Source organism: Phaeobacter italicus (assembly GCF_019801785.1).
In the GTDB taxonomy this organism is placed as follows: domain Bacteria; phylum Pseudomonadota; class Alphaproteobacteria; order Rhodobacterales; family Rhodobacteraceae; genus Phaeobacter; species Phaeobacter italicus.
Window position 1 is genome coordinate 16,026 of sequence record NZ_JAHVIJ010000004.1, and the last position, 15,073, is coordinate 31,098.

Consider the following 15,073-nt stretch of genomic DNA (forward strand, 5'->3'; position numbering starts at 1 on the left):
GGCCCTAATTGATTCGATAAAACTAGTTATATGGATTTAAATTCATCCCGCAAGAGGTCAAAAACAGGTAAGTCCAGATTGCACCCCATTTATGTCCAGCCTACAGTGGTTCATGGCTATCTCTGTCGACACCTTCTTTCTGAACCCCGATGCGCAAGGCACCCTGCAGGCGCAGATCCAGGAAATGATTGCCGAGGGTATTCTCTCCGGCCGCCTGCGGGTGGGAGAGAAACTGCCTTCCTCGCGCAAACTTGCCGCGCATCTGGGCATCAGCCGCATCACCGTGACGCTCGCCTACACAGAGCTTCTGGCCAATGACTACCTGATCTCCAAGGGCCGGTCTGGGTACTATGTATCTGAAAACGCACCCGTTCCGCCCACCTATGCGCCCTCACAGAAATCTGCCGATACAGTGGATTGGTCATCGGCCATCGTCGGCTGCTATTGCGGGGGCGACACGCCGCGCAAACCGCAGGACTGGCGCGACTACCGCTATCCCTTCATCTACGGTCAGGCCGATGCCTCGCTGTTTGACCACGCCAACTGGCGGCTCTGCGCCCTGCGCGCGCTGGGGCAAAAGGACTTTGCCGCGCTCACCAATGATTACTTCGATCAGGACGATCCGCTTCTGGTGGAATATATCGCCCGCCACACCCTGCCCCGCCGCGGCATCTCTGCCCGGCCAGAGGAGATCCTGATCACCCTTGGGGCGCAGAATGCGCTTTGGCTGGTGGCGCAGCTTCTGCTGGGACCGGGGCGCAAGGCCGCGCTTGAGGATCCGACCTATTACACCCTGCGCGATCAGCTGGTCTATCGCGGCTGCGAAATCGACTGCCTGCCAGTGGATCATGACGGGCTGCCACCCGACACCATCAGCGCGGACACCGATGTCATCTTTACCACCCCCAGCCACCAGAGCCCGACCACAGCCACCATGCCGATGGCACGGCGCAAACAGCTGCTGGACCGAGCCCGCGACATTGATGCGGTGATTGTCGAAGACGACTATGAATTTGAAATGTCCTTCCTCGGCGCGCCATCACCTGCGCTGAAATCGCTCGATGCGGATGGGCGGGTGGTCTATGTGGGCAGCTTTTCCAAATCGCTGTTTCCGGGCCTGCGCCTTGGCTATCTGGTGGGGTCCAAACCCTTCATCCGCCAGGCCCGCGCCCTGCGCGCCAATGTGCTGCGCCACCCCCCCGGCCACGTGCAGCGCACGGTGGCCTATTTCCTGTCTCTTGGGCACTACGACGCCCAGATCCGCCGCATGGCCAAGGTCTTGCACGATCGCCGCTGCGTGATCGAAGACGCGGTAAAGCAGCACGACCTCAGCGTCGCAGGGGTCGGCGTTTACGGCGGCTCCTCTCTGTGGATGCGCGCCGATGACGGCATCGATACCGCCGAGGTGGCTCAGCGGCTCAAGGAAAAGAGCGTCATCATCGAACCCGGCGCGCCTTTCTTTGCACCCGAGCACCGCAAGCAGAATTACTATCGGCTTGGCTACTCTTCGATTCCTGCCAACCGGATCGAACCGGGTCTCGCCCTGCTCGCAGACGCGCTGCGCCCCGCAAAAACCACGATCACCGCCTGAGCCAGCACCCCTTTCGCAGGCCGCCCCTTCGGCGATGGGTCGCCCAGTAGTCGCGCGTGACACCGGCACGAACGCCAGCCCGAACGGGCTGCAGTGCAGCAATTCTTCCCCCCTGAAATACTGGTATTAAGCCGGGCCGGGAACTGGCCCTAACCGCCTTTCGCCCGGCGGAATAAACCGGATGTATCCCGGCCCCCGTGCCGGCCCTTTTGGCGTCTCATCAGGAGAATACGCGATGAAAATGACCACCGAGGAAGCATTTGTAAAAACACTGCAAATGCACGGCATCCAACATGCGTTTGGCATTATCGGCTCGGCCATGATGCCGATTTCCGACATCTTCCCCGATGCGGGCATCACCTTCTGGGACTGCGCCCACGAAGGCTCTGGCGGGATGATGGCGGACGGCTACACCCGCGCCACCGGCAAGATGTCGATGATGATCGCCCAGAACGGCCCCGGCATCACCAACTTCGTGACCGCCGTCAAAACCGCCTACTGGAACCACACCCCGCTCCTGCTGGTCACTCCGCAGGCCGCAAACAAGACCATCGGTCAGGGCGGTTTCCAGGAAATGGAACAGATGCGCATGTTTGCTGACTGTGTGGCCTATCAGGAAGAGGTCCGCGATCCCTCCCGCGTGGCCGAAGTGCTGAACCGTGTGATCATGAACGCCAAACGCGCCTCGGCACCTGCACAGCTGAACATTCCGCGCGATATGTGGACCCAGGTCATCGACATCGAACTGCCCGCCATCGTCGAATTTGAACGTCCCTCCGGTGGCGAAACCGCCGTCAGCGACGCTGCCAAACTGCTGTCCGACGCCAAGAACCCCGTGATCCTGAACGGCGCTGGCGTGGTCCTGTCCAAAGGCGGCATTGCCGCGTCGCAGGAGCTGGCCGAACGTCTGGATGCCCCGGTCTGCGTGGGCTATCAGCACAACGACGCCTTCCCCGGCAACCACCCACTGTTTGCAGGTCCGCTCGGCTACAACGGCTCCAAGGCCGGGATGGAGCTGATCAAGGACGCCGACGTCGTTCTGTGCCTCGGCACCCGCCTGAACCCCTTCTCCACCCTGCCAGGCTATGGCATGGAATATTGGCCCACGGATGCCAAGATCATCCAGGTCGACATCAACCCCGACCGCATCGGCCTGACCAAAAAGGTCTCTGTCGGCATCGTCGGCGACGCGGCCAAGGTTGCGCAGGGCATTCTGGCACAGCTGAGCGACACCGCCGGTGACGCAGGCCGCGAAGAGCGCAAGAACCGCATCGCGGAAACCAAATCCCGCTGGGCCCAGCAGCTGACCGAAATGACCCACGAGGACGACGATCCGGGCACCACCTGGAACCAGCGCGCCCGTGCCGACAAACCCGAATGGATGAGCCCCCGCATGGCATGGCGCGCCATCCAGCAGGCCCTCCCGCGTGAGGCGATCATCTCGTCCGACATCGGCAACAACTGCGCCATCGGCAACGCCTATCCCTCCTTTGACGAGGGGCGCAAATACCTCGCGCCTGGTCTGTTCGGTCCCTGCGGTTATGGCCTGCCCGCCATCATCGGTGCCAAGATCGGCCAGCCCGACACGCCGGTTGTCGGCTTCTCCGGCGACGGCGCCTTTGGCATCGCCGTGACCGAGCTGACAGCCATTGGCCGCGAAGAATGGCCCGCCATCACCCACGTTGTCTTCCGCAACTACCAGTGGGGCGCGGAAAAGCGGAACTCCACCCTGTGGTTTGACGACAATTTCGTCGGCACCGAGCTGGACGAACAGGTGTCCTATGCAGGCATCGCCAAGGCCTGTGGCCTGAACGGCGTCATCGCCCGCACCATGGACGAGCTGACTTCGGCGCTGGCACAGGCCATCGAAGACCAGAAAAACGGCAAAACCACCCTGATCGAAGCAATGATCAACCAGGAGCTGGGCGAGCCGTTCCGCCGTGACGCCATGAAGAAGCCGGTCCGCGTGGCAGGCATCGACAAGGCCGACATGCGCGAGCAGCAGGTCTGACGCTTATGCCCCTGCCTTTTGATCTCTCAATGGGCGCGGGCGCCTTTCTGGCCGCCGCATTGTTTGCGGCGGCCTTTATCCGCGGATATTCGGGCTTTGGCTTTTCCGCGATTTTCATCATTCTCGCCGCTCTCGTCACCAATCCGCTGCCGCTGATCCCCGTGGTCTTTGCCTGCGAGATTGCGATGACCGCCTTTCAGGCGCGCGGCATCCGTCCCCATATCGACTGGCGCAGGTCCTGTGCCCTGCTGGCAGGTGCCGCTGTTGCGACGCTGCCTGCGGTGGCCGTGATGGCCCGCCTCGGCCCGGATCAGGCGCGACTGGTGATTTCCGTGCTGATCCTCGCGCTCAGCCTGCTTTTGCTCAGCGGCTGGAGCCTCACCCGCCCCATCGGCACCGCCGGTCATGTCGCTGTGGGCATTGCCTCCGGGATGGCCAATAGCGCAGGCGTCGGCGGTCTGCCTGCCGCCGCTTTCATGACCGCGCAGCCCATCCCACCTGCAGTGTTCCGCGCCACGATGATCGTGTTTCTGACCGGCATTGACCTGATGGCCCTGCCGGTGATGTCCGCCCATGGGCTGACCGGGCCGGACACGCTTTGGGGTGTGGTCCTTGCCTTTCCGATCCTCGGCGCGGGTGTCTGGGTCGGCTCTCGCGGTTTTGCGCTCGCCGCGCCGCATCTGTTTCGCCGCTATGTCGTCACGCTGATGGCAGGCCTTGCCGCTCTAAATATCGCAAAGGCCGCACTATGAGCCCGACCTCCGCCACCGATATTCTGGTCCTCAACGCAGGGTCCTCTTCGATCAAATTCGCGATCTTCGATGCGGATCTCACCCAGCGCATTGCTGGTCTGGCCGAGGGGATCGGCACGCCGCAATCGCGTTTGCGCATTGCAGACACCAGCAGCGACAGTCAGTTCCCCACCCACGCAGAGGCCCTCGCCGCGATTCTGGCGGCACTGCCTGCACACGGGCTTGATCCGACGCGGCTCGCTGCTGTGGGCCACCGGGTTGTGCACGGTGGGCGCAAACTGACCAAGCCGGTGCGCATCACCCCTGAAATCCGTGGTGAAATCGCCGACTGCACACCGCTTGCGCCGCTCCACAATCCGCACAGTCTCGCGGCGATTGACACGATGGCTGCCACCGCGCCCGACCTGCCGCAATTTGCCAGTTTTGACACGTCGTTTCACGCCACCAACCCCGAGGTCGCCACCCGCTACGCGATCCCCCGCGTCGAAGAAACCAAGGGCATCCGCCGCTACGGGTTTCACGGGCTTTCCTACGCCTCGCTGGTGCGGCGCCTGCCAGAGATTTCCGGCGCCGCCCTGCCCTCGCGCCTGCTGGCCTTCCACCTTGGCAACGGCGCCTCGCTTTGTGCGATCCGCAATGGGCAATCCGTTGCCACCACAATGGGCTATTCGCCCCTGGATGGGCTAACCATGGGCACGCGGTCGGGCGGGATTGACGCCAATGCGGTGCTGCGCCTGGTCGAAGACAACGGGCTGGACCGCACCAAGGCGATCCTGAACAACGAAAGCGGTCTTCTGGGCCTGTCGGGCGGCAAATCCGACATGCGCAACCTGATGCTGGACCCCAGCGCCGACAGCGCCTTTGCCATCGAACATTTCTGCTATTGGAGCCTGCGTCACGCAGGCAGCCTGATTGCCGCGATGGAGGGGCTGGATGCCATCGCCTTCACCGGCGGCATCGGAGAGAACGCCGTGGGTGTGCGCGCCCGTATCCTGCGCGGTCTGGAATGGATCGGCGCGCGGATGGATGTCGATGCCAACCACGCCCGCAAACCGCGCCTGCATGCGGGCAGCTCCAAGGTGGCGATCTGGGTGATTGAGGCCGAGGAAGAGCGCCAGATCGCGATGGACGCCCAGACGCTGATGGGGGCACCATGATCGCCGCCCCCGCCCTCCTGTCATATCACATGGCGGATCAGATCTGCGCCACTGTCAGCACGGTCGCCGCCACGATATCCTCAACCGAGGCGCCACGACTGAGATCGCAGACCGGCTTGGCAAAGCCCTGCAAGAACGGCCCCAGCGCCTGCGCGCCGCCCAATTCCTGGCACAGCTTGTATCCGATGTTGCCTGCATCCAGCGTCGGGAAGATCAGCACATTGGCCTCCACCGGCGCGATGCCTTTCTTCTCGGCAATCACCGGGTTCAGTGCCGCATCTGCCTGCACCGGGCCTGCAAATCCGCTGGCCTCTGCTGCCGCACGCACCAGCGCCACGCTGTCGCCATCGCCGGATGTGCCGGTGGAAAACGACAGCATCGCAACCCGCGCAGCCCCCAAGAGCGCCTCTGCCGACCGCGCAGAAGCCCGTGCAATATCAGCCAGTTGCGCCGCATCCGGCGCCACGTTGACCGCACAATCGGCAAACACCAATTCGCGCTCGTCCGGAAACACCATCAGGAAAAACGACGAAGCCGTGCTGACCCCGGCATCCAGCCCGATGCCGATGCTGGCCGCCTCGATCACCCGGCGCGTGGGCACATCTGCGCCAGCCACCATCGCATCCGCCTCGCCCGCAGACACCATCGCCGCCGCGCGGTACAGGGGTTTGGAGAGCATCCGCTTCGCAATGCCTTCCTTCATGCCGCGCGCCGCCACCAGCACCTCGACATGCGCGTCGGACACCGGCGCCAAAGGCACCGCCTCCACCAGCCTCTCACGGGTCAGCTGGTCCACCGCGGCCGCCACTCTGGGGTCATCCATCTCGGGAAACACCACCCGTGCCTTGCGATCCCGGGCCAGCGCATATGCGTTTTCAAGTACAGTCATTTTGATCTCCCTTGCGGGGAAAGGAGCCAGCAATGAGCGATAACGTCAAGATCAACCGCGGCCTCAAGGGGATCTACTTCGAACGCTCCGGGGTTTCCGACATTGACGGCGCCAAGGGCGAGCTGAGCTATCGGGGCTACTCCATCCATGATCTGGCCACCCATTCCACGTTTGAGGAGGTGTGCTATCTGCTGATCCACGGCGACCTGCCGACTGCGGAGCAGCTGGCAGCATTCGACACCGCCCTGAAAGCCGCGCGCGTATTGCCTGCCCCGGTGCTGGATATCATCCGCGCCACAAAGGATGGCCACCCGATGGACGTGCTGTGCACCGCCGTCTCTGCCCTCGCCGCGCTTGAACCGGACAGCCAGCAGGTGGGCGAAGAGGCCTTCGTCGCCAACGGCATCCGTCTGATCTCGCAGGTGCCGATCATCATCGCGGCCCATGACGCGATCCGAAATGGCCGCGAGGTCGTGGCCCCGGACATGGATCTCAGCCATGCGGGCAACTGGCTGTGGATGCTGAAGGGTGAAAAACCCACACCAGAGGCCACCCGGCTCGCGGATGTCGATTTCATCCTGCACGCGGAACATGGCGCCAATGCCTCCAGCTTTGCCGCGCGCGTCACCATCGGGACCGAAACCAATCTGCACGGCGGCATCGTCACCGCACTCTCCACCCTTGCCGGTCCAGCCCACGGCGGTGCTGCCGAGGACGTGATGAAAATGGTGCATGAGATCGGCACGCCCGACAAAGCCGCCGCCTATGTGAAGGCCAAGCGCGCCGCCAAGGAAGCCGTCACCGGATTTGGCCACCGCGTCTACCGCAAGGAAGACCCGCGCGCCCGCCACATGCGCGAAGGCGTGCGCCAGCTGGGCGAGGAAATGGGCGCACCGGAATGGTATGAAATCCTGCAAGCCGTGGTCGACACAATGCAGCCCTACGCCCGCCACGGCCTGAACGTGAATGTCGATTTCTATTCGGGCGTGATCTACCAATTGCACGGCATCGCGATGGATCTTTACGTACCGATCTTTGCCATCGGCCGGATGCCCGGCTGGATCATCCAATGCATCGAACAGCAGCGCGGCAACATCCTGATCCGCCCGCTGACCCTTTACAACGGGCCCGAACCCCGCGCCTATACTCCGCTAAACGCGCGCTGATCCACGCAATCCGCGCCCCCCACAAACAAACGCCGCCCGGCCCCATGCAGACCAGGCGCATCACCAGACAGGGATATCAGACAGGGACACCATGGCACATACACAGCCCCAGCTAGACACCTCGCCGCCCGTGTCGGAAGAGATCCGCCAGACCACCTGCTACATGTGCGCCTGCCGCTGCGGCATCAACGTCCACATGAAGACCGACGACACCGGCAAGAAACGCGTGGCCTACATCGAAGGGAACCGCGACCACCCGGTGAACAAGGGCGTGCTCTGCGCCAAAGGCTCTGCCGGTATCATGCAGCACAACGCCCCCTCTCGCCTGCGCGCGCCGATGAAACGCGTCGGCCCGCGCGGCTCTGGCAAGTTCGAGGAAATCTCCTGGGACGAGGCGCTGGACATCGCTGCGGGCTGGCTGGAACCGATCCGCAAGGACAACCCCGAGAAACTGGCCTTCTTTACCGGGCGCGACCAATCCCAGAGCTTCACCAGCTTCTGGGCGCAGAACTTTGGCACCTGCAACTATGCAGCCCACGGCGGGTTCTGCTCTGTCAACATGGCCACCGCAGGCATTTACACGATGGGCGGTGCGTTCTGGGAATTCGGCCAGCCCGACTGGGATCATACCAAGCTGTTCATGCTGTTTGGCGTCGCTGAAGACCACGACAGCAACCCCATCAAGATGGGCATCGGCAAGATCAAGGCCCGCGGTGCCCGCGTTATCGGGGTGAACCCGATCCGTTCTGGCTATAACGCCGTGGCTGACGATTGGGTCGGCATCACACCGGGCACCGATGGGCTGTTCATCCTGTCGCTGGTGCATGTGCTGATAAAGGCGGGCAAGATCGACCTTGAGTATCTCAGCCAGTTCACCAACGCGCCGGTGCTGGTCAATCAGGATCCCGACAGCCCCGACTACGGCCTGTTCCTGCGCGACGACCACGGCGCGCCTCTGGTCATCAACCGCAAGACCGGCCAGCTCGCCCCCTTTGACATGCATGGCGTGCGCCCTGACCTCGGCGGCTCTTTCACCATGGGCGACATCACCCATGTGTCGGTGTTCCAACTGATGGCCCAGCGCTATCTCAGCGACGACTACGCCCCCGAAGCCGTGGCCGAGCGCTGCGGCATCCCCGCCAAACGCATCCGCTCCATCGCCGCCGAACTGGCCCGCGTCGCTTTCGACGAAGCCTTTGAAATCGAACGCGAATGGACCGACTTCCGGGGCGAGACCCACAAAACCATGAAGGGCCGCCCGGTCGCCATGCACTCCATGCGTGGGGTCTCGGCCCATGCCAATGGCTTTCAGACCTGCCGCGCGCTGCATGTGTTGCAGATCCTTCTGGGCACGGTCGAGGCGCCGGGCGGCTTCCGCTTCAAACCGCCCTACCCCAAACCTGTCACCGCGCACCCCGCACCACATTGCCGCGTCACCCCGAACAAACCGCTGGACGGCCCGCATCTGGGGTTCGTGCACGGCCCCGAACATCTGGCGCTGAAGACAGACGGCAGCCCCGCCCGCATCGACAAGGCGTTCACCTGGGAAAACCCGATGTCCAGCCACGGGCTGATGCATATGGTGATCTCCAACGCCCATGCCGGTGATCCCTACAAGATCGACACGCTGTTCATGTATATGGCGAATATGTCGTGGAACTCCTCCATGAACACGCGCGGCGTGATGGAGATGCTGACCGATACCGACGAGAACGGCGATTATGTGATCCCCCGGATCATCTATTCCGATGCCTATTCTTCGGAAATGGTGGCCTATGCGGATCTGATCCTGCCCGACACCACCTATCTGGAGCGCCACGACTGTATCTCGCTGCTCGACCGTCCCATCTGTGAAGCCGATGGCGCAGCGGACGCAATCCGCTGGCCGGTTGTCGAACCCGACCGCGACGTGCGCGGGTTCCAGACCGTTCTGGTGCAGCTTGCCAACAAGATGAAACTGCCCGGTTTCACCAACGAAGACGGTACAGCCAAATGGCAGGACTATGCCGACTATATCGTGAACCACGAACGCAAACCCGGCATCGGCCCGCTCGCGGGGTTCCGGGGCGAGGACGGCAGCAAGGTTGGCCGGGGCGAGGTGAACCCCGAACAGCTGAACAAATACATCGAAAACGGCGGCTTCTTCATCGAACACATTCCAGAGGAAGCCCAGTATTTCAAACCCTGGAACATGGCCTATCAGGACTGGGCGGTGAACCTCGGTCTGTATGACAGCCCACAGCCCTATCTGTTCCAGCTTTATGTAGAGCCCTTGCGCAAATTCCAGCTCGCCGCCGAAGGCCACGGCGAACGCCAGCCCCCCGAACATCTGCGCGCCCGTATCAAGGAAACGATGGACCCGCTGCCGATCTGGTATGAAACCGACCAGCACGGCAACGACGGCTACACCGTCAATGCGCTCACCCAGCGGCCGATGGCGATGTATCACTCCTGGGGCACCCAGAACGCCTGGCTGCGCCAGATCCACGGCCGCAACCCGCTTTATGTGCCGACCAAACTGATGCGCGAAAACGGCCTCAGCGATGGCGACTGGGCCAGGGTCTCCTCTCCGCATGGCGAAATCACCGTCCCGGTGATGGAGATGGCCGCGCTCAATGAAAACACCGTCTGGACCTGGAACGCCATCGGCAAGCGCAAGGGCGCCTGGGCGCTCGAGGAAAACGCCCCCGAGGCCACCAAGGGCTTCCTGCTCAATCACCTCATCCACGAACTGCTGCCCCCCAAGGGCGACGGGATGCGATGGGCGAATTCCGACCCGATCACCGGTCAGGCGGCGTGGTTCGACCTCAAGGTCAAGATCGAGAAAGCCGCCGCGCCGGATGACATGCAGGAAAGCCAGCCAGCCGTCCCGGCGCAGGACTCCCCGGTCGGCACCGGCCCGAAAGAACTGAAGTGGAAAGTAGGCAAATGACCGAGCTCCCCAACTCCACCGACCGCAAGATGGGTCTGGTCATTGACCTGGACACCTGCGTGGGCTGCCATGCCTGTGTGATTTCCTGCAAGGGCTGGAACACCGAAAACTATGGCGCGCCGCTCAGCGATCAGAATGCCTATGGCGCCGATCCCTCCGGCACCTTCCTCAACCGCGTGCATTCCTATGAGGTCCAGCCCCCCGAAGGTCACGCCCAACTGGTGCATTTCCCCAAATCCTGCCTGCACTGCGAAGACGCGCCCTGCGTCACCGTCTGCCCCACCGGCGCCAGCTACAAGCGGGTGGAAGACGGCATCGTGCTGGTCAATGAATCCAACTGCATCGGCTGTGGCCTATGTGCCTGGTCCTGCCCCTATGGCGCGCGCGAGCTGGATCTGGCCGAAGGGGTGATGAAGAAATGCACTCTCTGTGTCGACCGGATCTACAACGAAAACCTGCCAGAGGTGGACCGCGTGCCATCCTGTGTGCGCACCTGCCCCGCAGGCGCCCGCCATTTCGGAGATCTGGGCGATCCTGACAGTGATGTCTCCAAACTGGTGGCAGAGCGCGGCGGCATGGACTTGATGCCGGAAATGGGCACCAAACCGGTGAACAAATACCTGCCCCCCCGCCCCAAGGACCAGATCGACGATCAGATCGACATTCTCGCCCCCCTCCTTGCCCCGGTCGCAGAAGAGCCCAAGGGCTTTCTCGGCTGGCTGGACAAGGCGCTCGACAAACTCCCGGGTCACTCTGAAGGGGGATCGAACTGATGCATCCCGCACCCTCTGTTATCATCTTCACCACCCTCTCTGGTCTCGGCTTTGGCCTCTTGACCTTTCTTGGCCTCGGTAAGCCCGAGGTGACGGGCTGGGTGGCCCTTGTGTTCTACGCCATCGCCTTTGGCTTTGCGGTGGGCGGGCTTCTGGCCTCGACCTTTCACCTGGGCCGCCCTGAACGGGCCTGGCGCGCCTTCAGCCAGTGGAAAACCAGCTGGCTCAGCCGCGAAGGCATCTGCGCGGTTGCCGCCCTCGTGGTGATGGGGCTCTTTGCCTTTGGTGCGGTGTTCCTGGACACCCATTGGTGGGCGCTTGGCTGGATCGGCGCGGCGCTGTCGCTGGCGACGGTCTTCACGACCTCGATGATCTACACCCAGCTCAAGACCATTCCGCGCTGGAACATGGCGCTGACGCCGGTGATGTTCCTGTCCTTCAGCCTTGCGGGCGGCTCGCTGCTGGCCGGGGCGGAGGCGTTGGCACCCTGGTTGCTGGCCATCGCTGGCGCCGTACAGCTGGCCTATTGGGCCAAGGGCGATCAGGCCTTTGCCACCTCGGGCACCGATATGGGCACCGCCACCGGCCTTGGCGATCGTGGCACCGTTCGCGCGTTTGAGCCGCCCCACACCGGCTCCAACTACCTGTTGCGCGAATTCGTGCATGTGGTCGGGCGCAAACATGCGCAGAAACTGCGGGTGATCGCCTTTGCCCTTGGGTTTGCTCTGCCCTTGATCTGCCTGATCCTGCCGGTTGAGGGGTTGATGCTCAAACACCTGCTCGCAGGCGTTGCCGTGCTGCTGCATATCGCCGGAGTTGCCACCTCGCGCTGGCTGTTCTTTGCGCAGGCCGAACATGTGGTCGGGTTGTACTACGGCAAACGTTGAGCCATCCCAAAACACCCAACATCAGGGCGCCCCAGTGGCGCCCTTTTTTCTTGCGGGCTGCATCTTTTTTCAAAAAATCCCACCGCCCATGTCACAAACCCATCCGCTGGCTCGTCCTGTTTCTGAACCCATCAGAAAGGACCAAATGATGTCGCAACGCCTTGATTATTTCTCTGTCGCCGGTGATCTGTTCAAACCCATGATGGCGCAGGAAAACCTGTTCAAAAACAGCACATTGGAATACAGCGTGGTGGAACTGGTGAAACTGCGTGCCTCCCAGATCAACGGCTGTGCCTTCTGCATCCACATGCACACCCACGAGATGCGCGCCCATGGCGAAAGCGAGGACCGGATGCATCTGCTGAACGCCTGGCGCGAATCCCCGCTCTACACGCCCCGCGAACGCGCGGCGCTCGCTTGGTGCGAGGCGCTGACACGGGTTGAAACCACCGGCGCACCCGATGCCGATTATGACGCCGTGGCAGAGCTGTTTGACCCGCGCGAGCAGGTTCTGCTCACCCTCTTGGTCAGCGCCATCAACAGCTGGAACCGCATTGCAATCGGCTTTCGTACCGCCCACCCTGTGAGCGAAACCACCACAGGGGCCAACGCCGCGTGACAGCACAGACCAAAGACACAGGAACCGATGCGTTCCTGACAGCGCGGCCGCGATTGTTTGCGGCCGCCTACCGGATGCTGGGCAGCGTAACAGATGCCGAGGACATCCTGCAGGACGCCTATCTGCGCTGGCAATCGGCCCCCAAGGGGGAGATTCTGGATACAACCGGCTATCTCATGCGGATCACCACGCGGCTGTGTCTTGATCAGCTGAAATCGGCCCGTGCCCGGCGCGAGACCTATCCGGGCGAATGGTTGCCGGAACCGGTGCTGACGGACGATGCCACCGACCAGCTGGACCACGATGTCTCGGTTGCGCTTTTGCTGGCGCTGGAAACCCTGTCGCCCCTCGAACGCGCCGCCTTCTTGCTGCACGACATCTTTGACAGCTCCTTTGGCGATGTGGCCTCTGCGCTCAATCGCTCGCCAGAGGCCTGCCGCCAGCTCGCCGCCCGCGCGCGGCGCAAGGTGCAGGCGCTGCGCCCTGACACCCCTGCGCCCCCGGCCCTGGACGACGATCAGGGCCGCACCCTGACAGAGGCGTTTTTCCGCGCCTCCAAAACCGGGGACACCGCCACGCTCACCCGGCTCCTTGCCGATGGGGTGCAGATGGTCTCGGATGGGGGCGGCAAGGCAACCGCCGCGCTCAACCCGATCTTTGGCCAGGCCAAGGTCTTGCGCCTGCTGGAGGGGCTCGCCCGCAAAGGCGGTGCGCAACTGCCGCAGCTCTGGCGGTTTTGCCATCTGAACGGCCTGCCTGCCGTGGTCAGCCGCGAAGAAGGGGGCATCGTTCAGGCGGCGGCTCTGGACATCACAGAGGGGCGGATCACCCGGATCTATGTGGTGCGCAACCCCGACAAAACCCGCCACCTTGCCCACCTTCTCGCTTGATTCCAGACAGTTAAGACAGCAGCGACACCAAAAGCCCTGGGGTGTTGCGCCCCCTGCGCACGCTGGGGTGACGATCTGTCAGGACCGCAATGCTAAGGTACTCGCGATCGCGATCTTTCGCCGGTTTGGCACCCGGCACCCCAAGGAGACGCGCCATAGGTCTGATGACCCGCGGCGCCGTTGCACGACGTTACGCACACAGGGCGCGCTCTTGCGCCCTGACCCTCCTGCCCTTCCCGGGATCACCACCGGGGCGGCGCCGCCTTTTTACGTTCATTAAGTCCGACCGCAGGCATGTGACCCTAAACCGCCGGTTAGAGACAGAAGACAGCCAAAACGAAACAGACCGGAACGCAGCAGCGTCCCGGCCTGACAAAGCATGTCTATGGTGCTGATCTGCGCTTACAGCAGGCCCGCATGTGCCATGGCGGCGTCAATTGCGGCCTTGGTGCTGTCTTCCAGACCCGTGAGCGGCAGGCGCACCTCTTCGCTGCACAGGCCCAGTTTCGACAGGCCGTATTTTGCACCCGCCAGACCCGGCTCGATAAAGATCGCCTCATGCAGCGGCATCAGCTTGTCCTGATACTCCAGCGCCAAGGCGTAATCGCCCGCCAGCGTCGCGGCCTGGAACTCTGCGCACAGCTTGGGCGCAACGTTTGCAGTGACCGAAATACAGCCAACACCACCGTGGGCGTTAAAGCCCAGCGCCGTGGCATCCTCGCCCGACAGCTGGATGAAATCCGCACCGCAAGAGGCGCGCTGCTGCGACACACGCGCGATATCGCCGGTGGCGTCCTTCACACCGATGATGCGCTCCAGCTTGGCCAGTTCCCCCATCGTCGCCGGGGTCATGTCGATGACCGAACGACCGGGGATGTTGTAGATCACGATCGGAATATCGGCACAGTCGTGCAGTTCGCGGAAATGCGCCAGCAGGCCCCGCTGGGTCGGCTTGTTGTAATAGGGCGTCACCACCAGCGCGGCATCGGCGCCAACTTCGGCGGCAAACTGCACAAACCGCTTGCCCTCAACCGTGTTGTTGGACCCCGCACCCGCAATGACCGGCACGCGACCAGCGGCGGTTTTCACCACCTCGGCAATCACGGTTTCATGCTCTTCGTGGGTCAGCGTCGGGCTTTCGCCGGTCGTGCCAACCGGCACCAGCGCGCTGGAGCCCTGATCGATGTGCCACTCGACCAACCGTTTGAGCGTATCCAGATCCAGCTCGCCGTTGGAAAACGGGGTGACGAGGGCTGGCATAGAGCCTTTGAACATGGGCACGCTCCCTTTTGCTGTTCGTGTGGGCGGGCAAGACGCCGCCAAGGTGATGGACATGCCGGGGAATTGAGTTGATACCGGCAGGCCACGGTTTATCGTAGATGGCTGTATGCCCGGAACGTTGGAAA

The 15,073-nt window shown here is 62.9% G+C and carries 12 protein-coding genes; 10 read left to right on the forward strand and 2 right to left on the reverse strand.

All coding sequences use genetic code 11. The features are described from left to right. Positions 1-112 precede the first annotated feature (112 nt). From pdxR to KUV39_RS10245, 4 genes are all read left to right on the forward strand, one after another. Positions 113-1,591: a MocR-like pyridoxine biosynthesis transcription factor PdxR gene (gene pdxR, locus KUV39_RS10230; RefSeq protein WP_222459722.1), complete on the forward strand. Its 1,479-nt coding sequence runs from the start codon at positions 113-115 to the stop codon at positions 1,589-1,591. 235 nt (positions 1,592-1,826) lie between these two features. Next, positions 1,827-3,602 carry a sulfoacetaldehyde acetyltransferase gene (gene xsc / locus KUV39_RS10235; RefSeq protein ID WP_046211900.1) on the forward strand — a complete coding sequence of 592 codons (1,776 nt, stop codon included), beginning with the start codon at positions 1,827-1,829 and terminating at the stop codon, positions 3,600-3,602. A gap of 5 nt (positions 3,603-3,607) precedes the next feature. After that, positions 3,608-4,354 (forward strand): TSUP family transporter, encoded by a 747-nt coding sequence (locus tag KUV39_RS10240; protein WP_222459723.1) that lies wholly within the window; start codon positions 3,608-3,610, stop codon positions 4,352-4,354. Then, on the forward strand, positions 4,351-5,511 hold the full coding sequence (locus KUV39_RS10245; protein WP_222459724.1) for an acetate/propionate family kinase: 1,161 nt from the start codon (positions 4,351-4,353) through the stop codon (positions 5,509-5,511). The genes KUV39_RS10240 and KUV39_RS10245 overlap by 4 nt, the downstream gene beginning before the upstream one ends. A 37-nt stretch (positions 5,512-5,548) precedes the next feature. Here KUV39_RS10245 and KUV39_RS10250 read toward each other — a convergent pair whose 3' ends face one another. Further along, positions 5,549-6,400: a phosphate acyltransferase gene (locus KUV39_RS10250; RefSeq protein WP_222459725.1), complete on the reverse strand. Its 852-nt coding sequence runs from the start codon at positions 6,398-6,400 to the stop codon at positions 5,549-5,551. 32 nt (positions 6,401-6,432) lie between these two features. Here KUV39_RS10250 and KUV39_RS10255 point away from each other — a divergent pair, with 32 nt between their 5' ends. The 6 genes from KUV39_RS10255 (at position 6,433) to KUV39_RS10280 (ending at position 13,667) form a co-directional block, all read left to right on the forward strand. Then, positions 6,433-7,566, forward strand: coding sequence for a citrate synthase (locus KUV39_RS10255; RefSeq protein WP_222459726.1), 1,134 nt, complete (start codon positions 6,433-6,435; stop codon positions 7,564-7,566). Positions 7,567-7,657: 91 nt separating this feature from the next. Then, a complete protein-coding gene (locus KUV39_RS10260; protein WP_222459727.1) occupies positions 7,658-10,498 on the forward strand; it encodes a molybdopterin oxidoreductase family protein in 2,841 nt (946 codons plus the stop codon). Then, positions 10,495-11,271 (forward strand): 4Fe-4S dicluster domain-containing protein, encoded by a 777-nt coding sequence (locus KUV39_RS10265; protein WP_037302680.1) that lies wholly within the window; start codon positions 10,495-10,497, stop codon positions 11,269-11,271. The genes KUV39_RS10260 and KUV39_RS10265 overlap by 4 nt, the downstream gene beginning before the upstream one ends. Next, entirely contained in the window at positions 11,271-12,158 is an 888-nt protein-coding gene (locus tag KUV39_RS10270) for a dimethyl sulfoxide reductase anchor subunit family protein (RefSeq protein ID WP_222459728.1), read from the forward strand. The genes KUV39_RS10265 and KUV39_RS10270 overlap by 1 nt, the downstream gene beginning before the upstream one ends. A 148-nt stretch (positions 12,159-12,306) precedes the next feature. Then, positions 12,307-12,777, forward strand: coding sequence for a carboxymuconolactone decarboxylase family protein (locus KUV39_RS10275; protein ID WP_046211929.1), 471 nt, complete (start codon positions 12,307-12,309; stop codon positions 12,775-12,777). Continuing rightward, positions 12,774-13,667 (forward strand): sigma-70 family RNA polymerase sigma factor, encoded by an 894-nt coding sequence (locus KUV39_RS10280; RefSeq protein ID WP_222459729.1) that lies wholly within the window; start codon positions 12,774-12,776, stop codon positions 13,665-13,667. Before KUV39_RS10275 ends, KUV39_RS10280 begins: the two co-directional genes overlap by 4 nt. A gap of 402 nt (positions 13,668-14,069) precedes the next feature. Here the strand turns inward: KUV39_RS10280 and dapA are convergent, their stop codons facing one another. Further along, entirely contained in the window at positions 14,070-14,942 is an 873-nt protein-coding gene (dapA, locus tag KUV39_RS10285) for a 4-hydroxy-tetrahydrodipicolinate synthase (RefSeq protein ID WP_046211893.1), read from the reverse strand. Positions 14,943-15,073: the final 131 nt, after the last annotated feature.